Source organism: Calothrix rhizosoleniae SC01 (assembly GCF_900185595.1).
GTDB lineage: Bacteria > Cyanobacteriota > Cyanobacteriia > Cyanobacteriales > Nostocaceae > Calothrix_A > Calothrix_A rhizosoleniae.
In genome coordinates this window covers 1-25436 of the sequence record NZ_FYBH01000085.1, presented here as the reverse complement: position 1 = coordinate 25436, position 25436 = coordinate 1, and the positions used below count along the sequence as shown (strand labels likewise).

The 25436-nt window shown below is 38.1% G+C and carries 16 protein-coding genes and 1 pseudogene; 7 read left to right on the top strand and 10 right to left on the bottom strand.

All coding sequences use genetic code 11. The features are described from left to right. Positions 1-94: 94 nt before the first annotated feature. Entirely contained in the window at positions 95-1594 is a 1500-nt protein-coding gene (locus CALSC_RS05015; RefSeq protein WP_088240306.1) for a site-2 protease family protein, read from the bottom strand. A 416-nt stretch (positions 1595-2010) separates the two neighbouring features. Between CALSC_RS05015 and CALSC_RS05010 the strand changes: the two genes are divergently transcribed. Beyond that, positions 2011-5061 (top strand): MFS transporter, encoded by a 3051-nt coding sequence (locus CALSC_RS05010; RefSeq protein WP_088240305.1) that lies wholly within the window; start codon positions 2011-2013, stop codon positions 5059-5061. 6 nt (positions 5062-5067) lie between these two features. After that, a complete protein-coding gene (locus tag CALSC_RS05005; RefSeq protein ID WP_088240304.1) occupies positions 5068-5508 on the top strand; it encodes a Crp/Fnr family transcriptional regulator in 441 nt (146 codons plus the stop codon). Between the two features lie 28 nt (positions 5509-5536). Here CALSC_RS05005 and CALSC_RS05000 read toward each other — a convergent pair whose 3' ends face one another. Next, a complete protein-coding gene (locus tag CALSC_RS05000) occupies positions 5537-6304 on the bottom strand; it encodes a hypothetical protein (protein ID WP_088240303.1) in 768 nt (255 codons plus the stop codon). Between the two features lie 188 nt (positions 6305-6492). Further along, positions 6493-7992, bottom strand: a complete 1500-nt coding sequence (locus CALSC_RS04995) for a cobyrinate a,c-diamide synthase (protein WP_088240302.1) — start codon at positions 7990-7992, stop codon at positions 6493-6495. A gap of 641 nt (positions 7993-8633) precedes the next feature. On the opposite strand from CALSC_RS04995, the gene CALSC_RS04990 reads away from it, so the two are divergent. Further along, positions 8634-9461, top strand: coding sequence for a metallophosphoesterase (locus tag CALSC_RS04990; RefSeq protein WP_088240301.1), 828 nt, complete (start codon positions 8634-8636; stop codon positions 9459-9461). 35 nt (positions 9462-9496) lie between these two features. Here CALSC_RS04990 and CALSC_RS04985 read toward each other — a convergent pair whose 3' ends face one another. Both CALSC_RS04985 and CALSC_RS04980 read right to left on the bottom strand, forming a co-directional pair. After that, positions 9497-10471: an HlyD family secretion protein gene (locus tag CALSC_RS04985; RefSeq protein WP_088240300.1), complete on the bottom strand. Its 975-nt coding sequence runs from the start codon at positions 10469-10471 to the stop codon at positions 9497-9499. Continuing rightward, positions 10468-10809 carry a biotin/lipoyl-binding protein gene (locus CALSC_RS04980; RefSeq protein ID WP_088240299.1) on the bottom strand — a complete coding sequence of 114 codons (342 nt, stop codon included), beginning with the start codon at positions 10807-10809 and terminating at the stop codon, positions 10468-10470. The genes CALSC_RS04985 and CALSC_RS04980 overlap by 4 nt, the downstream gene beginning before the upstream one ends. A gap of 668 nt (positions 10810-11477) precedes the next feature. Here CALSC_RS04980 and CALSC_RS26255 point away from each other — a divergent pair. The 4 genes from CALSC_RS26255 (at position 11478) to CALSC_RS04965 (ending at position 18960) form a co-directional block, all read left to right on the top strand. Next, positions 11478-11645, top strand: coding sequence for a hypothetical protein (locus CALSC_RS26255; RefSeq protein WP_159460563.1), 168 nt, complete (start codon positions 11478-11480; stop codon positions 11643-11645). Positions 11646-11832: 187 nt separating this feature from the next. Beyond that, a complete protein-coding gene (locus CALSC_RS04975; RefSeq protein WP_088240298.1) occupies positions 11833-13980 on the top strand; it encodes a peptidase domain-containing ABC transporter in 2148 nt (715 codons plus the stop codon). 338 nt (positions 13981-14318) lie between these two features. Next, positions 14319-18554: an eCIS core domain-containing protein gene (locus tag CALSC_RS04970; RefSeq protein WP_088240297.1), complete on the top strand. Its 4236-nt coding sequence runs from the start codon at positions 14319-14321 to the stop codon at positions 18552-18554. 40 nt (positions 18555-18594) lie between these two features. After that, positions 18595-18960: a hypothetical protein gene (locus CALSC_RS04965; RefSeq protein ID WP_143288153.1), complete on the top strand. Its 366-nt coding sequence runs from the start codon at positions 18595-18597 to the stop codon at positions 18958-18960. Positions 18961-19098: 138 nt separating this feature from the next. Here the strand turns inward: CALSC_RS04965 and CALSC_RS04960 are convergent. From CALSC_RS04960 to CALSC_RS26250, 5 genes and pseudogenes are all read right to left on the bottom strand, one after another. Next, a pseudogene (locus CALSC_RS04960) lies at positions 19099-19209 on the bottom strand (element excision factor XisI family protein); the annotation flags it as partial. Between the two features lie 134 nt (positions 19210-19343). Beyond that, the gene (locus CALSC_RS04955) at positions 19344-19841 is read right to left on the bottom strand and encodes a PAAR domain-containing protein (protein WP_088240295.1); all 498 of its coding nucleotides are present in this window, start codon (positions 19839-19841) and stop codon (positions 19344-19346) included. 145 nt (positions 19842-19986) lie between these two features. Continuing rightward, positions 19987-21723: a VgrG-related protein gene (locus CALSC_RS04950; RefSeq protein WP_088240294.1), complete on the bottom strand. Its 1737-nt coding sequence runs from the start codon at positions 21721-21723 to the stop codon at positions 19987-19989. A 16-nt stretch (positions 21724-21739) separates the two neighbouring features. Then, positions 21740-22300, bottom strand: coding sequence for a CIS tube protein (locus CALSC_RS04945; RefSeq protein WP_088240293.1), 561 nt, complete (start codon positions 22298-22300; stop codon positions 21740-21742). A 46-nt stretch (positions 22301-22346) separates the two neighbouring features. Beyond that, on the bottom strand, positions 22347-25256 hold the full coding sequence (locus CALSC_RS26250; RefSeq protein ID WP_235006682.1) for a ring-infected erythrocyte surface antigen domain-containing protein: 2910 nt from the start codon (positions 25254-25256) through the stop codon (positions 22347-22349). Positions 25257-25436 lie beyond the last annotated feature (180 nt).

The following is a 25436-nucleotide window of genomic DNA, read 5'->3' as shown; positions in this document are numbered from 1 at the left end:
CTAAAAAAAAGCAAAGGGACGAGGCTTTAACCCGTCCCGTAGCATCTTTTTAGAATCCCCTCGCCTTCAGGCAGGGGAGCAGTCAAGTGAATACTTATCCGCCAATGCCTAAACTCCCAGCCAAAGTGGGAGTTAGGGGTAATAATGTGGCAATCATCAAGAATAAAGCTAAAAGCCCCAAAGCAGCCCGTGCATCATCAGGTTCACTAATTTCATTTAAACTCGGACGTTCTGCACCACGTTGTAAAAACACAATTACAATTGCCCAATACATTGCCAAAGGATTTCCTAAACTGACTAGTGCCAGTAATATGATTGTGGCAATCGTGGTTCTGCTAGCAATTTTACGTCCGTAAATAGATTGGACAATGCGCCCACCATCCAGTTGTCCTGCTGGCATTAAATTAATAGCAGAAAGTAATAAACCTAACCAACCGATTATGACTAAGGGATGTACATCCACCAAAGATGATTGTAAGGCAGAGCCGAGAATCACTCTTGCCAAGCTTCCTACTAAAATTGAACCTTGGAAAAATTGATTTGGTAATTGGAATAAACTACCTGGGTGAGAAAATAATAAACCTACTACCAGCATGATTAAGGATAGGATACCCCCAGCAGCTGGTCCAGCTAGGGCAATGTCAAACAATACTTTCCGGTTCGGTAATAAAGACTCAAACCGGGTAATGGCACCAAAAGAACCAATTTGTACGGAAGGTAAAAAATAAGGGAAACTGAGGCGAATTTGGTGACGACGGGCAAGCAACCAATGACCAGCTTCGTGAGTGAGTAAAATTAGTAATATACCAATGGTGATTGGTACAGTTTCCATAAATCGCCCTGGGTTGGTAAACAAATCAAAATTTAACAAAACACCCGACGTTTCCATACAGGTAGCGATGGTTGCTATAAATAAAATGCCTGCAAATGCTTTTTGAGCAACAGTCATTACGGGTGGATCGTTTTTACTGGGAAGAATAATTGCTACTGGCTTTGCTTCTGCATTCTCCACTAAAAACAGGCGATATTTTTCACCTAGCCGTTCTTTTAAACTGGTACTCAGGCGATTATGGGTTGCTTCTGGTTCTCCTCGCAAATTACCGTTAAATATTACCCCTTCCTGGTAAGCAATAGTCTCTGTCACAAAAAATGTGTCAATTCCAAAAATACCCTTGATACTGTTTAAATCTTCATTAGGAATCGCAATGGATTTTGGTTGAACTTGTTCAGGTGGTGCCGATGGTGGGGCATTCTCATCCTGTTTAGCCTCTTGGGAAGATTCCGCGGCTAATTTCTGAGCTGCCCGTTGTCGAAGAATAGCATCTTGCCCTATTGCCCTTAATTGCTTCCCTAAATAAATATAAACACCAGCAGAAACAACCAATAAAAATAAGATACCCACTATATTAATATAAATTCCTGCGGCGAATAAGCCAAAAAACAGCAACCAGGGGGTCATCAGTACCACTGATTGTAACCAGGCAAAAATTCCTAGTTTTCCATAAGGTCTGGCTCGATAGAAGCCCCAACCTAAAATTCCCACAGCAACTAGTAAGATAGTCGCAACTAAAGGAGTTTCTGACGCAGTAAACATTATCCCAACCCTTCCCTCTGAAACACCAAGTCTAAATCTGTCAGGTGTTTGGACTATTTCTAATTTATAACGATGTTTGTCAGCATAGGGTGAGCATTACCGATCTTGCAAGAAATTGAGAGATATGAAAAGGGGAACAGAGGGGATGAACGAAAAAAGTGTGGGTAGTGTGGGAGGTGTGGGGAGTGTGGGGAGTGATTGTTTGGATACTTAGCTAGAAAAATTTTTCTAGCTATATTCTTGAGTGTTAATTGGGAAAAATAATACTCAGGTATTGAGGCTTTTTACTGATGTCGAAATTTTACTAAAACCAGTTATACAAAGTGGCTCAATCAAAGCCACTTATTATTTTCAACAAAGCTATACATAAAAATATACTCATATTATTTCAGTGTTAATACTGTATTTATAACCTTATGGAATTGAAAAAGCCCTGGTTATTCAGCGATCGCAGTTTTATTAGACAAATATTGCAATGGATCAATCTCCGAGAAGAGGAGAGTGAACGAACTTTGTTATTGTTTATAGCTTATACTGCTATCTGCGTAGGATTACGATGGGCAGAACGGAGTACGGAAGCACAACTTGTTTATCAATCTGGTGTTGATTACTTGCCTCGATTTTACATTGCCAGCGCAGTAATTGGTTCTGGATTAGTTTTTTTTTACTCCTGGCTGCAAAGAGTTTTTCCCTTGCGATCGCTGCTTGTGGCACTAGCACCAATAATGGTATTGCCATTATTTATACTACCAGTCATGATGCAAATACCTGGTCATCAGGGGAGTAGTCTATTCATACTGCGGCTATGGCTAGATGCTATTTATATTGTCAATGAACTTAATACTTCCATTGCAGCCAACCAGTTATTTGATATTCGACAAATTAAGCGCACTTATCCTTTAATCCGTAGCGGTTTTCTGGTTGCCCAAGTTTTTAGTGGCTTTAGTTTATATTGGCTGCTTGATATTCTCAGTTTAAATTATATAGTTTTTGTGACTGGTTTACTGATTGTGTTTGGAGGAAGTATTTTACTTTACTTAAGTAATATTTATCCCCAGGCTTTTCCCAATACACGTCAGCAAAAGATTAAGGGGAGCAGAAACCAACTTTCCCTTGCTCAACAACGTCATATTTCTCAACCTGTTAAACAGTATGCGTGGCTGCTCATCGCCTTGATTGCTTTGTTACAAGTAATTGGGATGTTAATTGAATTTCAATACTTTAGCCAGGTGGAATCAAAATTCCAGGGAAATGGAGGGGCACAAATTGCGAAATTTTTAGGAGTATTAGATGGTATTGTCGGTTTATGCGCCTTGATTACCCAGTGGTTTATTTCTAGTCGTGCAGTAGAAAATTTAGGGGCATTTTTCACTATTAGTATCTTACCAGCAGGAATGGCACTTCTGCCGGGAGTAATTGCCTTTTTAGGGTTATTTTTTATGTCCCCGGATTCCCCTATCGGGGCGATGGTGGCGCAAAATTTTTTCTGGGGTTTAGTATTTTTTCAGTTCTTTGATGATCTATTTCGCTACACTTTTATTGCTAATAACAATACTTTATTCTTCCATCCTATCCCAGATAAAATTCGTAGTTATCTACAAACCTTATCAGAAGGTGTAGCTGGGGCAGCAGGGGCTTTTTTAGCTAGTACAATTATTTTAACTAGTCCCTGGTTAGCCGACTATGTACTACCTTACATATCAAAAAACTGGATATTAGTAATTGAAACTGCTGCTATTGGCATTATCTGTTTTACACTAGTCTGGTTTGTGCGATCGCGGTATGTAGAATTGTTAGTGTTAAGTGCGGGTAAAGGACATCTCAGTACTACCGATGTAGATATCAAAGCATTGAAACAAGCGGTAATTAAGGGCTTATTAGAAAAGGGGAAGGATGCCGATAAGCATTCTTGTATTGAACTTCTATCTCAAATCGATCTGCAAACAGCAAAAGCAGTTTTAGCACCACTGTTGATTAATTTACCTGCAAGTTTACAGTACCAAAGCTTAGAAGTAATGTTAACAGCAGGTGTTGATCCTCAATATTCACCATCAGTTCGTGCTTTACTAGATCAACCTCAAGGATTTGTGGTTCCGGAAGTCTTTGCTTTGGCATTACGTTATGTATGGTTAGCTGAAGAAAATTCTAATTTGCAGCAGTTAACAGAGTATTTACACCAAGAACAAGATTCCCTGATTCGAGGAACGGCTGCGACTTTATTATTACGTCAAGGTGATGCCAAACAGAGGGTTGCAGCAACTAAAACTTTAGGACAATTGCTCACCCATAAGCAAGAAAAAGTCAGAGTTAATGCAGTCAAAATTCTCAATGAAACGGCATACTTACAAACATTGCGGATTCATATTCCCAATTTGTTACAAGATGAGTCTTTAAGGGTTCGTTGTGCTGTGTTAGAAATGATTGCTAGAACTCGTTTAGAGGAATACTATCACGTATTAATAGCTGGACTATGTTATAAATCAACCCGCACCCAAGCAATCAAATCCATAGTGACTCTGGAAAATGAAACTTTACCAATGCTGATAAAGCTAGGGACTAATATTTATCAGCCAGAAATTGTGCGGATGTATGCTTGGCGAACCATTAGTCAAATTTCTACCCCAGAAGTAATTAACAGCTTATGGTTACATTTAGAAAAATCCTGTGGTAAAAATAGAAACTATATTCTCCAGGCTTTGCTGAAACGATATCAGCAAGAAGGAATCCTTGGTTTAGCTAATCGGTGGCATCAAATTCGGGTAGAGCAATTGATTGAGGAAGAATTGCGCTTTTTAGGGGAAATTTATGCTGCTTACACAGACTTGAAATTCCATGAAATATGGCAAACAACTACATCTGAGAGGTTGACTGCTTGTCAGTTATTATTGAAAGCACTACTGGAATTAGAAATAGATATCAAAGAACGATTATTGCTACTACTGAAACTAATATATAATCGAGAAAAAATTCAAGCTGCAACTTTCCATGTACGTTCTGAGTTTGGAGCTGATATTGCACAGGGGTTAGAAATCCTAGAACATACTATACATAATTTAAAATATAAGCCGGTATTATTACATATTTTCGATCACCGACCTCTAGAAGAAAAACTAAAATATATAAACCAAGAAAATATCGTAGAATATGAGCCAATGGTAGTCAGCGATCGCATTAGCAGTCTGCTAACACATAGTCATTATCTTTCTGACTGGTGTCTAGCCTGCTGTTTTCATTTGTCGAAGGTAGCTAAGATCAAATTGAGTATTCCCACTATTTTGGACAATTTGCGCCATCCCACAGGCTTTGTCAGAGAAGCTGCACTTGCTTACGTCGCCATAGCTACCCGCAATGTGCTTGACAAAATCCTGCCACAAATGAAAAAAGATCGGGATCCATTAGTTGCTGCATTGGTTCAGGAATTAATAGATTCATCTCAAATTAATTGTGAGAAAATTCATAATTTATAATTCATCATGCTCACTAGCGTAGATCGTTTATTACTGGTTCGTAGGGTGCCAATTTTCCAAGAATTGCGAGATGATTTCTTGGTGCGATTAGCTGCTGTGATGGATGAACAGTTTTTCCCCGCGAATCGGACAATTTTTACACAAGGACAAGAAGGGCGATCGCTATTTATTGTGGTTTCTGGTACTGTAAAAGTCCACATCGGCAATAAACAACTGGCTGTGTTTCCTGCAGGGGAATCTTTTGGAGAAATGGCTGTTTTTGATGCCCAACCTCGTTCTGCCTCTGCAACTACCTTAGAAGCTTGTGATTGTTTAGAATTGACACAAGAGCAACTTTATGATGCCATTGAGGAAAGCCCGGAAATTGCGGTGAATATTATCCGTGTTCTTTCCCGCAGGATTCGTGAACTGAATGATAAGTTAAATGCCATGTCTACACGCAATTAAGTGGCGGTTAATGTATGTTGCTGATCATTTATGCTTTTTTTGAAGTTTTATAGTCTTTAACGTATTTAATAGTTTTTGTAACTGACTCAACCTCAACTTCTGCACCTTTCTTAACGACAAATTCACTTGCTCCCACTTCTGTATCCAGACTTCCCCAATCATAGGTGTAGCCTAACCGCGTCCAAGGGTAACCATTCTCACCATAGGAAGTAAACCTTTTCTTAAATACCCAGTAAAGATGGGTTGGCTGCACTTGTTGTGGAAAGCTCAATTCGCAACGAGTATCATTAATTTCAGGATCGGCACAGGGACGAAATAAATCTTTGGGATTAACCCACATCTGGACAAATTTAGTTTTGCCATTATGGGCGGGTAAACCTAAGTATTGTTCTAATCTCAAAGTCAAACTCTTTTCGCTGAGATTAAGTTTGGCAGCAAATTTTTGCAATTCGGGAACAGCAGTCACCCACACTTCTTGGGATAGGGGCATTGTTTGACTTACTTTATCATCATAACCATCCCAGGAAGTCCAAGTTACTATTAACACCTGGGGTTTATCTTTGACATTTCGCCAAACCAGATTGGGATTATCTAAAGTAATTGGCAAAAGTTTATTACTAATTTCGTTCTCTTGTGCATTACGAGCATCCTTTACTGCGATTTGATAAGCACGGGAAAGTTGTACTTCAAATAGTTTGCGCCAGTCTGCATTATGAGAGGCTAATAACTGTTTTGTTGGTAAATTTAAGACTAGAGTTATGCCTATCACTAATAAAGTGAGAATTTTCCGTTTCATAGCTTTTCTTAGTAGAAGGTTTGCTTTTCGGTAGATTTTTAATAATTTTTTTGGAGTTACAAAATTGATATTCAGTAAAAATAGGGCATTGTACCTTCGAGATCAAGGAATAGGAATAAGCTGAAAATCCTCATAAAACTTGGGGATTTACAATTTGGGGTTAGTGTAGGGATATCCTTTATTGTTCTTTAACAGACAATTCCACAGCAATAATTGAGAAATCTTTGGGGGATTTCTGGATTCCCTCCCCAGTGCAGATGAATATAGGAAGCATGTAGTCGCAAATTATTATTCCATCCTTCCCATCCCATTATTTCCTCTGAATCATAACGATAAGTTTGTAACAATGGTTCATCCGTAGTTGAGACTAAACTGGAACGATGGAATTCATGACCATAAATTGTGGTTCCTACGGATACTATAGGACTATCTTTGAGGGCAACTGCCCGCCGATATCCTAAAGTAAGATTTTTCTCCATTCTAGATGTATTGGATAATACTCCCACCATTGACCAGGATTTACCTTCAAAATCGATAATATCCTGGCACAGATACATTAATCCTCCACATTCAGCAATTGTGGGTATTCCTGTTAAAATTTTTGTTTTTACTGCTGCACGGACACTGGCGTTTGCTGTTAGTTCTGGAGCAAAAACTTCGGGAAAGCCACCCCCAAAGTACATCCCCTGGATATTTGCTGGTAATTCGCTATCTTCTAGAGGACTCCAATAAACTAGTTCTGCACCCAATTGTTGCAACAAGTCTAGATTATCTTGATAGTAAAAATTAAAAGCGCGATCGCAAGCAATGGCAATTCTTATAGTTGATGGTTGGCGATTGACCGAAGAGGAAGGAGAGTAGAGAAAGGATTTAGGATTCCTCTGCCAAAAGGGTTTCAAGCCACTATATTTATACATGGGGTTCTCCCCTCTGCTCCCTGCCCCCTGCCCCTTATCCTCTTCAGAGGTGATGGAATGAGAAGCTTTGATTTCAGGTTTTAACAGTGGTAATAATTTTTCCCAGTCGAAGCAGGAATCCCCCAAATCAGCAAGTTGTTCGATGACAGTGTTGAGTTGGGGGAGTTCGTCTGTAGGAATTAAACCCAGATGGCGATCGGGAATTTGGATGTTATTCTGTCGCCTTAATACGCCCAGGATAGCTAAATTCATAGGTTCTAGGGCATTTTCCAGTAAAGATAAATGGCGATCGCTCCCTACCCGATTCAGCACTACCCCTGCAATGTTAATGCTCGGATCTAAGGTACTATAACCATGAGCGATCGCTGCGACAGAGCCAGATAAACGACTACAATCAATTACTAATAATATCGGTAATTTCAACAGTCTGGCAATATGGGCTGTACTAGCAAAAACATGAGGAAATTGCTTTTCTGCTCTATTGCTGTTAACCCCATCAAATAAGCCCATCACCCCCTCTATCAAGGCATAATCTACTTCTTGCAGATGGTGTTCAAAGCACTGCTGGACATAAATTTCTGAAGTTAATACAGGGTCTAAATTACGACAATGACGACCTGTAACATACTTGTGAAACATCGGATCGATGTAGTCAGGGCCAACTTTGAAAGACTGTACCTGTAAACCCTGACGACATAAGGATGCTAGCAGAGTCAGTGTGACGGTTGTCTTCCCAACACCGCTACTAGTGCCAGCTATTATCAAACTCATTGATGAAGAATAACAATGATTATTAACCCTATCATCTCATCATCCCATCACCTCTTTCAAGTCATAAAGAGGCAGGGGAGCAGGGAGCAGGAGAGTTTGAGGAGTGTGGGGAGTGTGGGGAGTGTGGGGAAATGACCATATTAACTCGCGAGAGAAATTAAATAGCGATCTGGCGTTATTAACTTTTAGCCTCCTCAAGTTAGTCCCCACGGACAATTACAATTATGCCCACAACTAATACCATTTCTCTAAATCCTGGCTACAGATAATTCTCCCCCTGCTCCCTGCTCCCCGCTGTCCATGTGTAGCTTTATTTTAGAGAATTGGTATTAGTCTCTACACCCCATTCATAATACTTCTTCCCAATTCCCCACTCCCCATTTTCAACCTCAGATGTATTGATTCTGTGGATAATACTAATGCACCACAGTTATAGCCATGAAAAAAAGATAATGTCATGACTTTAAATTATGATACTTATTTACTTTTACTTATCCTAAATTTTACATTAATAAGCATATATTAGAATTATCCTCACATAGCTGTTTTGCAGGTTTAAAGGTTAAGAATAGGTTATTTATACTCTGTTAACAAAGTTTGCTAAGCTGTAAACACTATTTTAGAGGAGTGTGAATTGGTTTATGCACTGTTTCCTATCTGGGCCTTTGACTGTGGAAAAAATAACAGTTAAGATTGCAGGCTTGCCAGCATCATTGGTGGGAACCAAGGTAGTACAATTATCGGATTTACACTATGATGGTTTGCGACTCTCAGAAAAGATGTTGGCAGATGCGATCGCTATTAGTAATGAAGCTGAACCGGATATAGTTGTTTTAACTGGGGATTATGTAACTGATGATCCGTCACCCATCAACCAGTTAGTTTTAAGGTTGAAATATTTACAAAGTCGTACTGGGATATATGCGGTACTCGGTAATCATGATATTGAGCGTCATCATTCTCGATGGGAAGTGACTAATGCTTTTACTAGGGTCGGGATTGAAGTTCTCTGGAATCAGATTGCTTACCCTCTGGGAGCAGGATTTCCTTTGGTGGGATTAGCTGACTATTGGTCTAGGGAATTTAACCCTGTAGCGGTAATGAAACAATTAGACCCGACAATACCCCGTCTAGTGTTATCCCATAACCCAGATACGGCAGCTATCTTACAAAAATGGCGAGTTGATTTACAGTTATCGGGTCATACTCATGGTGGTCAGATTGTGTTCCCTGGAATTGGCCCTGGGGTTATTTATTACAGAAAAATCCTCAGTATGATTCCTAAAAAAATGCGGCGGCGTTTACCTTGTTTAAGTCAAGAGTGCATTAAAGTCGTAAAAAACTGGCAATGGTCCCAGGGTTTACATCAGGTGCAAAAAAATCTTCTCTATGTTAATCGTGGCTTGGGTACTTTTCCCCCAGGACGCTTATTTTGTCCCCCAGAAATAACTTTAATTACCCTGATTTAATTGCCTATATTGAGGAATTTTTGATTATTCTCTCCTTATAAATTAGTTATTAACCTTGTTTTTCTGAGAATAAGCATTAACAAAGTTTCTTTCTGAGCAAAAATTTCTGTTTTGGCTTCCATCCCTGCTTGCAATGGGTAACGTTGATTACGTTTTTTCAGGTAGGATTTTTCTGGTTCAATAGTCACCTCATAATATGAACCGGTAACTGGATTCTGATTATTTTTTGATGGTGCAATCGCATCGGGTGTAATTGCTCTCACAGCTCCTTTGAGAATTCCATAATCTGTGTAAGGGTAAGCAGATATACGCATTTGTACTTTGCCAATTCGACAATTTTTTACCTGACTAGCTTGACAGACTTGAACTTTACGAATATCAGCCACCGGAATATTTGCCTTAGCAACTAAGGCTACATCGTGGGGAGCAATTTGAGCAATTGCAATTCCAGGATTAACTACTTGTCCGGGATTTCTCAGTTGTAGTTTGAGGATAGTACCCCCTTGTGGAGCGCGAATAATAGTTTTTTGCAAGTCTTGTTCCACCTGTTGTAATTCCTGTTGGTAGGTGCTGATTTTACTTGCCATTTCTATTAATTGTTGCTGTAGGCTTTCCCGTTCTTTGTGCAAACTTGCTAAAGTTGATTCCCCTTGGGAACGTTTTTGAATAATATTTTGTTGAGCGATCGCTACACTAGTAGTGTTAGAATTAATACCTATTTTGGCACGTTGTAATTTTGCTTGAGCCGCTTTAAAGGCTTTTTCTTTTTCCTTGAGTTGTAACAAAGAAACAGCTCCAGTCTTGCTTAATTGTTGGTATCTCTTCACCTCTTCTTTAGTTAATTCCCAAGCTGCTAAGGCTTCTTGAACTTCAGTTTGGGTAATAAGCTGCTTGTCTTGATATTCCCGTTGAGTTTGAGTTAACAGAGCTTGTGCAGATGCCATTGCTCCCTCCATTCCATTGACTTCAGCAACTATTTGAGAATTCAGTGCTTTCTGTTGAGACTTCAACTGAGTAAGTTGTAATTGATGCTGCTGAATATTGAGAATAATTTGTCTTTTTTCCCTTGCAATTGGGAATTTTCAATCGTAGCAATTTCATCACCTCGTACAACTTTTTGATTCTCCTGCACCAAAATATTGCCAATTACTCCAGAAGTAGCAGCTTCGACAATTTTTACCTCCCCAACAGGGCGAATAATTGCTGTTGTTTTGACGGCTAGAGGATATTTAATTGTGGAAGCAAGTAAAACGGTAATACCTCCAGCCCCAAGCAAAATTAATCCCCCTAATTTCGCCCAATTGCTGACATTAGGTAATAATTCCTTATGGATATTTTTTATTGGCATTTGCAATTACAACAGTCCTCTCTAGTTAAGTAGAAATGTATCGTCAATAATACACATTTACAATCATAAAAAATGATGTAAACTTCACTTATTATATATCTTGTAATGTTTACGAAAAGTATTTAGGTGGCAATACTAAATTTGAGGTGATATTAAATATATTAAGATATTCATAATTATGATTTATCTACTAAGTAAATTCAATTACAGCTACTCTTATGTCCTAATTTTATTTAGGGAAAACAGAAAATAAATTTTCGATCATGCCATAGATATAAAATATAATAGCCAGTACGACTCATCCAAGGTAACAAGTCTGGATTCCTGATGAAATATAAGTTTTTATCCCTCTAGATATGGCTAATACAGCCAAAAGCTCAATGATCCGGCATCAAACATCAGCGAGAAGCCATATTATTTTAATTGGACTTAATACTATATTATGGATGTCAAATTAATAATATCAGGAGATATTAACAAACAAAATAAATACTGACATATAGCATTAAAATAATATGTAAACAAGCCAACAATGTTAGGAGAAAAACATTGAAATTGATTATTTACGGTTGATAATTCAGCTCAAAAAATATCTAATAAATTCATGGTTAGCTTGTAAAAGATGAAATTTCTAAACAAGCTATATATTCTTAATAAAGGAGCGGAAAATGGTTGCACGTCAGACTGAAGAAAATTTTTTGACAAAATTATCAACAGAAGAAGAAGCCAAGATTGTAGGTGGTTTTGGCTATGGTCGTAGATATCGTCGTAGATATTATGGTTGTCGTGGTGGCTATGGCGGTTATCGTGGCGGTTATCGTGGCGGTTATTATTAATGAGAATACTGAATTGATAACTGCATAAATTATCAATTTCATGATTAGCGCTTAATTAATTGTATAGCCAGTAACTAATTTCTAGGGTTTTTAACATTGATAAATTATCGGTGTTAACAACCCTATTTTTTCGATTCAATTACGCTCGAATAATCAGTCTTGCTATCCCAGAGGATTTACATTCACAATGAAATATAAATTAGTGAAACAGTCAAGTGAGGAGGACTGTGGAGCTGCTTGCGTTGCTTCTATTGCTAAATATTATGGACATAATTTTGCCATTAACCAAATTCGAGAAGCAATCAATACGGGACAAAAAGGTACTACATTACTTGACTTAAGACAAGGAACAGAAGCTCTAGGTTTTCATACTGAATCTGGGAAAGTAGCACCTGATGCAATTCCTCGTTTGACAGATAATTTCTTACCAGCAATTATCCATTGGCAAGGCTATCACTGGGTAGTTCTATATGGGAAACGTGGCAAAAAATATATTATTGGTGATCCAGCTGTAGGTATTAGGTATATTTCTTATGAGGATTTAGTTGATAGTTGGGAAGATGGAGTTTTATTATTAATCAAACCAGATAAACAAGGATTTTTGACAGCATCAAACCATACTAGTGGCTGGAACTCTGGAGAGAAATTTTGGCAATATATCTTAAATTATCAAGGTGTGTTGTTAGAGGGTTTGTTATGTACTTTGGTGATTGGTGTACTGTCATTAAGTTATCCCTTTTTTCTGCAAATACTCACGGATGATGTTTTAGTCAGAGGGGATAGAGAATTTCTGGGTGGGGTGGTGTTAGCAGTAGCCACAATGTATATTTTTTCCCGTGGGTTGGGGTTAGTTGAAAATGTACTCATCGCTCACTTTGCCCAACATTTTCAGCTTAATTTAATGTTAGAGTTTGGACAACAAATTTTACACCTACCCCTAAAATACTATGAATCTCGGCAAAGTGGTGAAATTGTTAGTCGTCTCCAAGATATTGAAGAGATTAATAGATTAATTTCCCAAGCCATTATTAATTTACCTGTTAAGTTATTAATTGCACTGGTTTGTTTGGTGCTGATGTTATTTTATAGCTGGAAGTTAACTATAGTTGCTATCTTGATTGCTGGGTTAATGACCTTATCTACAGTTATCTTTATTCCCAAACTCCAACAAAAAACCCGCGAACTCATGGTTCTAGAGGCTGAAACCCAGGGTGTACTGGTAGAGACATTTAAAGGTGCATTAACCATGAAAACAATTACCGCCGCACCTTATTTCTGGCAAGAATTACAAAGTCGATTTACCAAAATCACAAAATTAGCATTGACAACTATTCACATTGAAATTATTAACAAACAATTCTCTGGTTTAGTTTCTGATATTGGTGGAGTAGGCTTACTCTGGATTGGTAGTGGTTTAGTTTTTAGCCAAGAATTAACCATTGGTCAATTAATCGCTTTTGTCAGTTTGAATCGTAATATAGTTATTTTACTGGATATTTTGATTGATTTTGTGGATGAATTTGCTAGCACTAAAACAGCTTTATCTCGACTACAAGAGGTATTAACATTTCCCCCGGAAAATCAGCCGCAAGCAGCAAGTGAATATCCTACAATTAGCCATCATACTAATATAGTCTGCGAACAATTAAGCTTTCATTACCCTGGTAGGGAGCATTTACTCCAAGATTTTTCCCTAACTATTCCTGGAGGTAAGGTAACAGCCTTAGTAGGTAGATCAGGTTGTGGTAAAAGTACTTTAGCGAAATTAATTGCTGGTTTGTATCCTTTAGAGCATGGAAATATCTACTTCGGCGATGAAGAGTATTCCCAAATACCCCTAGATTGCTTGCGTCAACAAATTGTTCTCGTACCCCAAGAAGCACATTTTTGGAGCCGTTCGATTATGGAAAACTTTAGCTTGGGGTATGATGTCAGCTTAGAGGAAATCAGGGAAACTTGCCAAGTTACCCAAGCCGATGAATTTATAGAACGACTACCAGAAAAGTATCAAACAGTTTTGGGGGAATTTGGTGCGAATCTTTCTGGGGGACAAAAGCAAAAACTAGCGATCGCTCGTGCTATTATCAACGATCCACCCATTTTGATTTTAGATGAGTCGACAGCCGGACTAGACCCGGCTAGTGAAGAAGAATTTTTAAATCAATTATTACACCATCGGCTCGGTAAAACTACCATATTAATTAGTCATCGTCCTCGGGTAAATAATCGCGCTGATTGGGTTGTATTGTTGGAAGATGGTCAGGTGAAGCGAACGGGTACCCCGGAAGAGTTACGCTGTTTGGAAGATGACCATTTGTATTTTTTGAGTCCTTAGGGAGTGTTTTCAAACCTCACATTAACCTAAATTGTAGTGACTGTCTTGATTGTCAAGACGATCGCAAATGTATGTATTCATCAAAATTAATGTGGTGGAGTATTAGTTGATAATGGTGCAAGTTGTGAGCTGGGGCTATATAAACGAAGCCCTTCTAGGATAGTGGTTAAAAAGTGGGATGTTCTCCTACAAATGTACTGTTATATGTGGGATAAATCATCAAAAATATTAGACCTTAGTCTATAATCTTTTCCTCGTCCAAATCTGTATACTCATGATAAAGGAGCTTCTGGTGTAGTAGTTTACCTTGGAACACTGATGCACAAAGGTGGATTCAGATGAGCGATCGTAAACAAGTTTCCCGCAAGAAAAAAACAGCATCAAATTTTAGCAATCCGTCTTTAGCAGCGAATATTCCCAGTTCGGCTACCCCAACCCGTAGCTTTGGTGTGGAGTCGAATCATACCACACCCCAAACAGTACAGCTTAAAACCTCTGAGAAACAAGAGCTTACTGTTGAACAGCAGGAAAATCAAGAAAATATTAGTTTAAAAGAATCAGCTAAAGGATTAGCTTTTGACAGCACTAATTACCTTCAGAACGTTAGTTTTCGTCCCCGACACAGGGCTCATCCCCAAACGATCGATGTATTAGAAGTCCAGAGAGAAAGTATTCAACGTCAAGAATTAGAGGATGGGAAAGAAGAACAGAAAGAAAACTCTGAGGTTATTCAAGCCAAATTAAATGTTTCAGAACCAGGGGATAAACAAGAAGGTGTATCTATTTGGAATCAAGTTTTTCAAATTCAAAGGAGTGAAGACAGTAAACTAGATAAACCCATTGAAAGCTTTAATATCCTGGAAAAAGCTACAATTTTTCGTCCCCAAGAAACCGTTCAGCGTCAGGAAGAGTCAGAGAAGGAAGAACAGGAAGTAGATGGGGTAATTCAAGCTAAATGTAGTGAGTGTGAAAGAGAAGAACAGGAAGAAGGGGAGTTAGTTCAAGCTAAATTAACCGTGGGGGAACCAGGGGATAAGTACGAACAAGAAGCAGATGCAGTTGCTGCGAAAGTGGTAGAGCAAATTAACTCACCATCATCTGAGCAAACCGTGCAAGGTAAGGTTGAGCCAGTTGTAACTCAGGTAATGCGTCAAGGTGGTGTTGGTGGAGGAACTGTTAATCAAGATGTAGAGCAAAATATCCAACAAGCGCGGGGTAGCGGACAGGGTTTAGCTGATAATGTTCGGGAGCCTATGGAGCAGGCGTTTGGTGCTGATTTTAGTGGTGTGAAGGTGCATACTAGTGGGCAAGCAGATGTGTTAAATCGGTCATTGAATGCTCGTGCTTTTACTACTGGGCAAGATATATTTTTTAAGCAGGGGGAATATCAGCCTGGGAGTAAGCAGGGACAGGAATTGTTGGCCCATGAGTTGACTCATGTGGTGCAGCAGACTAACAGTAAACCAATTAGTGCAAAATTTGAGTTTCAAGAGAAATCTGACCATAACCAAACCGATAACCCCATCCAGATGAAATTAGCAGATCGGGAAAAATCTGGTCACGGTAAAAATGCACAAAATCGTTTAAAACAACAAATAGATGAAGAAGTAGATACAGATCGAAGAAGAGAAGCCCAAGATCCTGAACGACGGGCAGAAGTTATGGAGGTCAACCCCAGAGAAAAAGCCCGTAAGAAACAAGAAATGAAAAGTCCTGCGACTCCAGAAATTAATCAGTCAGCTATTGAAGTACCTAGAACTCAGGAAGCCAAAGCTGAAAGCGAACAAAAAATAGATAATCCAGTTCAATTAGTAGAAGAGAAAGAAGCGGCGGAAGTTTCTACTGAAGATGCCGTTTCGGAACAAGCTAGTAAAGTTGAAATTACTCAGCAACTTGCTCAAAATGCATTGACTGAAGCTCAAAGTATTTCTAATCCCGACACCCCTATCCCGGTAGAAGCTCCCCAGGCTTTTGAAGCACTTGATGCCCAAGGGAACCCACTTCCTCCTGATTTAGAGGGAGATAGGCAACTTTTCGAGGCTGCTCGGAGGGTGCAAGAAGTACGCAATAAAGGTATGCAGCTTCAAGCCAAAGCGGTTGAAGAAGAAAAGAAAGCAGCTTTGATGCAAGGGAAAATGAGACTCGTAAAAAATAAAATTTCCGAGAGTAAAGCTAACCTCGATCAATTAGAAGAAGGTCTCAGAGTAAGAAAAGATACTTTAAACCAAGCAGAAGAAGCGTTTACTGTTGCTGAGGACAAGCAAAAAGTCGTCGCAGAACAAACACCTCAATACAAAGAAAAAATAGATCAAGAAAAAGATGAAGCCGCTGAAGTTGCTCAAGAAGGTCAGAATATAAGCCAAGAAAGTCAATCTAATAAACCTAGAGATGCAGAGGATCGTGAAGACGCGCAACAAGTCTCTGGAAAGCTGAATGAGGTATCTCAAAGCGGTAGCCGAGTAGATGAAACTTACCAGCGCTTAGATCAAGATACCAGTGTTCTTATGGAGCGAAATACTGAAGCCGCTGCAAAAAATTCGGATTCCCAAGCTAAAATCACTCAATCAAAACAACATCTTGACCAAGCAGAGCAAAAAACCGCAGAACTAAGAGCGGTTAACCAAGAAGCTAACACACAAATAGAGGCTAGAGAGCAAGAACCGCAAGAATCCAAACAACAAGCTTTGGATGTCAAGCGGCAAGGAGAAGGGATGGTGGAAGATTCAATGATGCTTGAACAAAGACTTCTACAAGCCCAGGAGCAATACCGCAATGACCTCAGTTCTGTACCAACTGTTGAAGTGCAAGAAAATCCAGGTGGAGATACAGAAGTCATACAGCGTCAAGCAGAAGGAGACTATAGCAACCGCATTGATATATTCCGAGATACTTTTCTCGACCCTGCAACTTACAAATCAGTAGAAGAAAGAGAACAAGCTGCCCAACAAGCTCAAGCTGCTCGTCAACGTGAAATTAATTACATTAATAGTTTCTCCGATAAATCATTCAACGATTACACTGCTGGAGAAAGAATATTAGCTGGTTTGGGAGCCAAATGGAATCGATTTACCAGATGGATATCTCAGCTTAACTTGGCAGATGTCGGCAAGGGTGTTTTAAATGCCCTTAACCCACTCAATTTCGTCCTAGGAATCGGTAGTGGTCTGGGGATGATTATCAATGGCGCAGTTAATCTATTTGTAGATATTTTTCAGGGAGATATTTGGGGAATTCTCAAATCACTTGCTGATATTGCCACGGGCGTAGCCGTAGTAGCAGGCACAATTACTGCATTGTCTATGGCTATCTGCGCCGCCATGACTGCTCTAATTATAATTACTTGGGGGGCTGCCGCCGGTTTTGCATTACCAGTTATGGCTTTCATGGGGAAAGTTATGAGCTTTATGGGTCCGATCGCCATATGGTCGGGACTAACTGCTGCTGCACTCAACTTTATTGCCGGTATCAAGAGCGTGGTAGATATGGGAAGCGCTGAAAGTGCCGAGCAATTACAAGCTGAAACCGATGATTTGCAACAAGATGCTACTGGAGTTGTTACAGGTTTGGGCATGGCTGCAACAGGTTATGCAGGTAAAGTATTAGGACCTGAAATGCTCTTAACCGGACAAGCAACAGCTGTAAGCGTGGCTATCACAAACCCGCTTACCGTAACCGGTATTATTGCCCAAGAAGCTGCTGCTTCTCTCTTAGGGGCACTTACTTTGAAAAATCTTAGAGGTTGGTTTAAAAATCTAAGGGAGAGAAGAGGCACTGGACTTGAAGCTCCATCCTCAGATAGAAGAAGTCCTCTAACCCCGGATAGAAGAGATGCAAACCGCCGATCCAATAACCGAAGACAAGATGATACTGACTCCCCCGTTACCGGAACAGGTGCAGGTAGAAGGGAAGTTTACTCAAGGAGGTTATCAGACGGAAGAAGAATCCGATACTTTGAGGATGGGAGGATTAAGATATGCGCTTCACCCTGCGATGATGTACGAATTAAATATCAAGATACTCTTCGTAGACACGGAGATTTGGATAAACGTCTTCAAGAAATAGAAGATTTATTTAACACTAACCCTCATAAGGCTTCCCAAGAGCTTGGAGAACTTCAATATGATTTAGTCCACAGGGAACTGAAAGACCTAGGTGTAGGGGATGTAGATCGCGATTTAATTGCTCATGGAGGATGGAATGCCAGAAAAACGTATCGCAGGATGATTCATCAAGCAAACTATTCAGACCATGGGCGTAAACATTATAAGGCTTTTGGAGGTAGCTCAGATGTGGATACAAATGCTAGAACCATGAGTAGTGGAGGAGGAAACGCTCAATATATATTCCCCCATAATCGAGTCAAGTCCCTAGAACGTCAAGCTTTACTGGAAGGAGTATTAGTACCGCAGGGAGGTAGTACTTTTTATCGGTTCTATAAGTACGATTTCATCGTTGGTTATGATGGGGGTACAGCTACGAGGATAATTAGAGCAGAATTTTCTTCTAATAATGTACATAGCCATCCCATAAGCCCTGCCCGACTCAGAAGCCAATATGGCATTACCTTTGATTAAAAGAATATTATTTATTGAACTTATATTCCTTAAAATGCTTATGCACATTAACGATTTAAAACTTTATCCACTCAGAATACCCACAGGCTGGAAAGTAACTCATAACCGATTCTATGAATTCGATCCTCACCAAAACCCAACTCTAGAAGGAGTTTATCAAGACAATCCCTGGCTGGTATTTGTAGAAAATCTACTCCAGTTACAACACACACCTTATCCATTTCTAATTGATTTAGGTTGGTATCCAGAAGCAGACCCTAAGGGGAACTTTCGCCTATCCTTAATTAAAAATCAAGATTGGAACCAGCCACTTCGGATTTATGAATCTAAATCTGGTTCTGCCATTGTAGAGAAGATAGAGGATTGGTTAAGGGAAATTGGGCTAAAATTCGGTAATGTTGATTAATTACCCAATCAAAATCAGAATAACAATTAAGCCAGTAGCGACAATTTTCTCAATTAATCCAATTTCAATCGACCTCTCTATGCTGGGAAATTTACCTATCAGCAAATATTTCAAATCTTGCAGAGCTACCAACCAACGCTACGCGATCGCATACCCAGTATGCGATCGAATTTCGGGGGGATGAAAAGCCAAGACAATTTTACCCTTTGGCACTCCCGCAGCTACCAGTTCGTCCGTGATACCATCTTCAATTCATGTTTCATTATCAATACTCTATAGAAATCCTAAATCATTTGTGAAAAGTTAGATCCCCGACTTTTACAGAAAAGTCGGGGATCTGGGCCTCTCCATTTTTACAAATCAAATAGGATTGCCATACATCATCAATCCCCAATTAAAACCGTCATTTCACCCTTGGTAATCTTATTCATCGGTCCCAATGCTTCTAAAATAGTATCGCCCATGCGAGAGGCTGGTAAATTATTTATCAGTACGGTGGCACTACCATCAATGACCACACCAGGACCATGGGGAGGTATGGGTAGGGGTGTAGTGCAATTATGAATATCTGCACCACCAGCAGCAGCACTGATTGCACTCCCCATAGTGCTTGCAGCAGTGGCTTTAGTGGTTTCTTCGGCTGCAATAGCTGCTGGAGCACCAGGGGTACCTGCGGCGGCTTTCGATGCTGCTTCAGCTGTTTTTACGGCTGTATCAGAAGCTTTTTTGGCTGCTTGTAAACCCTGTACCGCAGCCAAAGGCATACCACGCCATGCTGGTAATTTACCGATAAATACATTAGGACTACCAGGTCCTCCTGTCAATACGGGTGGTAAGGGATGCGCTACGGAGTCGGTTATTCTTGCTGCGGGTTTTCCCATATTAGTTGTTAGTTGATGGTTGTTAGTTGTTAGTTGTTAGTTGTTAGTTGATAGTTGATAGCTGATAGTTGTTAGTTGATGGTTGTTAGTTGTTAGTTGTTAGTTGTTAGTTGTTAGTTGATGGTTGTTACTTAATTCTTAACTCTTAATTCAAATTAATCATTGCACCTTGAATCTTAATGTTACCTGTTGCAGTAATATCGATGTTTCCTTTAGCATCTAAGGTCATATTTCCTGTGGAATTTACTGCTATTGATTTACCTCTATCGTCCATTTTGATGGAATGTCCACCAGTGGTTTCAATTTCTATGCATTTATCACTATCGTTGAGATATATTTTATGACCTCCTTTAGTCTCTAAACGAATTCCTTTTTTACTGCTACCTTTGTCTTCTTCAATAAACTGTAAAGTATGTCCGGTGCGAGTTTTAAAAGTGCGTAAGCGGACTTTTCCTCCAGCTACTGTGTCATCAATTGGTTCTGGTGGTGCGTCTTTTCCATTCCAAACTCCTCCAAGCACATAAGGACGATGAATATCTCCATGTTCAAAACCAACTAATACTTCGTCGTTTACTTCTGGTAAACAATCGAAACCTCGTTGTTTAGCTGCACCTAAAGCTACTACCCTCGCCCAATGACTTTCATGTTCTTCTGTTAATGTGGGGAATTTGACTTTAACTCTACCCCATCCTTCTGGATCTTTATTATTAGTTACAATTCCTACTAAAAAAGTTTGACCAGGTTGTAGGTGAACTTGTGAAGCTAGAGTGGTAAATAAATTCCCGGTACGTAAACCCCGGACACTAAAATCAGTCTTATAAATCCGTTGATTATAGGTATGACGAGCTTCTGTAACATAGTACTTACCACTAAAGCGATCGCCAATTTCTTCCAGTTTAACAACTTTACCTGGTCTAATTTTAGGATTACCCTCACAAGCAGCATCTGCATAAAGAAATTCTCCTCCCAATTCGTTGCACAAAGCTTTAGCCATGTTCTCAGCTTGTTTACTGGTAAAAACTGGTTTATCGACAACAGTCATTTTGGGAGGTTGACTCAGGTTAAATTTCTTGGAACTATTACTTCCTTTACCGTTACCCGTATTAGTAATCACTGTTTCCGAATTAGCTGTTGAGGTAATTAATTTTTTTTGGGTATAGTCCCAACCACGAACTTCTACAGAACTTACTTGTTCAGCACTAGTGATGCGAGTATTAAATTTACTAATATCAATTAACCAAGTTAAGGTTAAAGATTCTCGGTTTTCTGGTTTACAAAAATTAATTTTATCTCCTTCAATAAATAATTCAAACCCAATTAAAGCAGCGCGTTCCCGGAGAAACTCCATATTAGTTTGATTTTCTTGGAAAATATATTCATATGGTTCGCCACTGGAGTCTATTTTACCTAATTGAATATCTGCTTCACGGGCAATTTTTTTGACAATATCGCTATCAGTCATATTCAAAAAAGAACGATTAAAACGACCCCGATGTAACCGATGGGAAATGTCATATCCACGTACAATAATGGGAGCTTCTGATTTTTCGTTAAAGTTGATTTCAATACCTGTAATTTCGCCTTCTATCAAATATTTTTCTTTCTTTTCATTTTTAAAATGACTATCTTGAGTAGTGCTTGCAGCAAAGCCCAATTTTACTTTCTTCCCAATTTCAAATAACTTTTCATGGCGTTTTGATTTATGTTCTTTGCGGTTATTTGTTGGTAGGTAGCTATTATGAACTACCAAAGTAAACATGGATGGTAAATGCAAACTTTCTTCTATCGTGATTTGTAATAAATCCTTGATTAATTCTGGGGATGCTGGTTGCCCATTTATTTCTACCTTTGGTTGACATAAATAAAGACTTTCTTGAGGCATAAGGAATTACCAATTATTAGTCAGTTGTACCAAGAGCAGTATCTTGTTGACGATTATTACCTGTTGATTGAGATTGTTGCCCTCCTGGAAGATTATTTTTATCTACTTCTTGTAAGGAAATATCTACCATTGCTCTTACTGGAGTACCATCAGTCATAAACATTGTTAAATTGTAAGTCAGGCTGGTAATTACACAATGAAAATACTCTCGGTTTTCTCCCCATGTAAAAATGTAAACTGGAGGACGTTTATCATCCTGGCGTTCAATAGTTTCTACACCTTTTTTTATCTTATTTATATATTTCGTTATGACGGATTCTTTGGTTTCATAGGTGTCAAAAAGTAATTGTTTGAGGGTGAATTTATAAGGTTCAACACCAGAAAAATTAATTTTAGGTAAGAGACTTTCTCCTCTATTACCTCTTTGACTTTCCCATTTCACAGTCCGGGAAAAACTAATATCTGTAGGATTAAACATTAATTCGATATTTTCAGATTCACCATTGTAAGCAATCAATTTAGCTTTAGCTAGTTGGGGGCTCTTTTTGTTGGTGACAATAATGCTTTGATTTGCCATTTTCTGTTTTGTAAATTAAAAGTAAGATTCAGCTAAATATTAAAAATTACCAAGGTAACCGTCCATAATGAACACCTTGACGCTCTCGTTCTATTTCTAAACGTTGTCGTAATCTTAGGTAAATTTCATTGGCTAAAACTTCTAGATCCTCAGTATTCTGTTCTTCATTTTCATCTCTATCTGCTTCAATCGGAAACAAGGGGTTTTGTATAGTTTCAGATACCGGTTCTATTTTTCTAGAGATATCGGAGGAAGTTACTTCTCCACCTTGATTCAAGCTTTTGATTTCAGCAATATGTTTCGGAGCAATTCTACTAACGGAATCGGATGTGGTTTGAGAAAGCTGAGGAAATACTGAGTTGTGGGAATTTGTTTCTTCATTACCAAAATTAAATACTGTTGTAAAATCGTCACTTTCACTATTCAATAATTCTTCAACATTCGACCATTGTGAAGGTACTTCATTCGTATTTTTATGAGTTACTTGCTTACGAAAAATTAAATTAGGTGATGAATAATTCTTGATTGAAGACGTGTTAATGGTGTTGTTTGTATTCTCTACTTGGTTGATATATGGGGAATTGAATAGGGAAAGTGCTTTTTCTCCAACCTCTAAACCCAAGGGAGAGGAAGTTAATAACTTAGATGTTGGAGATGAAATAACTGGAGGCTCTTTGCGTTGTAATGAAGTCTTAGGGGTTTTGAGGGAACTAGGTTTTTCTAAACTTGGTTGAATAATTTGTTCTGGTATTCCACCACTATTGATATGTTCTAATATATCTATATTTTTTTGAGTATCCTGAGCGTTAACAACAAATTCCCCAGGAGTTAACATTGCTGATACAGTATCTGAGGATGCAATTTTCTGTTTACTCTCAGTTGTAGATTCTGTGACTCTTCCACCAGTAGCATAACCTTGAGGTATTTTCTTCTGATTTATATTTGATTTGTCCCCTAACTGAGATTTTGATATATTTGTTCTATTTTGTTTTTTAGTAGGATTTATCTGAACATCCGGATCTATAATGGGAATTTCATTAGATGAGTCTGATTCTAATAAATCTTCTGGTAAATTTTCATGATTAGATATATCTGTATTGATATCAATATTTGATTCTATTGGCAAGGTTATTTCTTTTTGCTTTTTTTCTAAATTGAATTCTGTTTTAATTGAATCATCATTTTTAGCATAATTATTATTGCTTTGTTTAGTTTCTGAAGATTTAATATCTGTTTGTTTTTGTATAGAAGAGTCTGGACTAATTTTAGGTAAAACAGCAGATACATCAGACTTTATTAACGTTAGTTCATGATTATTGGTAATATTAGTGGAAATATCAGATGTTGTTTGTGTCGTTAGGTTAGGTTTATTTTGATGAGATATTTCCTGTATTGATTTTTCAGAATTATGAAAATCATCTGAGATTTGTTGCAGTTCTAAATCTGTAGTATCTGTCGTTTCATATGGTTCATATGTCGTCGCTGATTGTATCTCAGATTCATTGAAATCTGAAATAGATGGATATGTTAGTTTTTTATCTGTGATTTGTTTTTTAACTTGTGATTTAGAATTATCTAAGACTCCTTGAATGCTATCTTTTTGGAATAAATTGATTTGATTATTGCTATCTGATATGATTTTTTCTAATGGCTTTTCTGCTATTTGTGTCACATCAGATATCGGAGTTTTTTCTGAATTAGTTATTGACTCTTGAATATTGTCATCCTGATTTATAATCGAATCATTAATTACATTAGATATTTCTTCTGCTGTCGGTGAATTAACAGGTTGATTTGCTACTAGAGAATTTGTCAGATTTTCGGATACATTTTCAGTCTCTGATAATTGGTTAAAAGTTTGCTGTTTGACAAAATTATCTCCTGAGACAGGTTTATTTGTTGATGTTTCACTTGTAGTTTGTTTTTTAACTTGTGATTTAGAATTATCTGAGACTCTTTGAAGGCTATTTTTTTGGAGTAAATTAATTTGATTATTGCTATCTGATGTGATTTTTTCTAATGGCTTTTCTGCTATTTGTGTCACATCAGATATCGAAATTTCTTCTGAATTAGATATTGACTCTTGAATATTATCATCCTGATTTCTAATTGAATCATTAATCGTATGCGATACTTGATCTGTTATTGGTGAATTAATAGATTCATTTCCTGTGGAAGGATTTATAATATTTTCGGATATATTTTCAGTGTCTGATAAGTGGTTAAAACTCTGCGAATCTACCAACTCTTGCTTTTGTCTATTCTTATGGGAAATATTTGAATCTAAATTACTTTGTTTTTTACCATTTTCTTGTGATGCTGAGGGTTGATTTACTGGGAGGCTAGAAATATTTTCATCATTGTTAATAGGTAAAATGTATTCATTGGTATAAGTCTTTCTAAAAATATCTGAATCACTCGGATCTGAATTGTCTAATGTAGATGATTCAGAGGTAAATAAATTAGATTCTTTTTCAGAGATTAATTCTGTATTTTCCGTTGTATTATCTTGATTAAATAAATCATTCTGTGGAGAAGATTCCTGGAAATAACTCACATCATGATTGACTATCGATGATTCATTAGGCGTAATATCCTCTGTTATTGAAGAATTATGTTGAATATTATCGTTAATGCTTGTATTTGTAGATATATCGTGAGTTCTTTCTACAAACAATTGTTCTTGAGAGGCTTGTAAAGTAGCATTGTTATTCTCAACAAATTCATTTAATTTAACTATATTGACTTTGCTTGTAGCCTGTTGTCCTATTTGTTGATCTTTCTTATTCTTTCTTTCTTGTGGTTTTTTGCTGACTGTATTATCTACATTATCGTGAACGTGATTTAGCAATAAAGATTTATCATAGCCTCTATTGTCAATTTCACTGATTGTATTATTGTCAGCATTTGTAAATATATTTTCATAATAATTAGCTTCGGAATAATCAGTTAGCACCGACTCATTAGCTAACCCACCTGTATCAGTAAAATTATGAGGATATTGATTATATTTACGCGATAAAAAAAGATGAGATGTGTTGATTAACGGTCGTTGAAATGCTATTGGCTTCCCTAAAGAATTATGCCATCTATTACAAAAGATATAATGAGACCTTCCTGCTAATAAATGTTTACT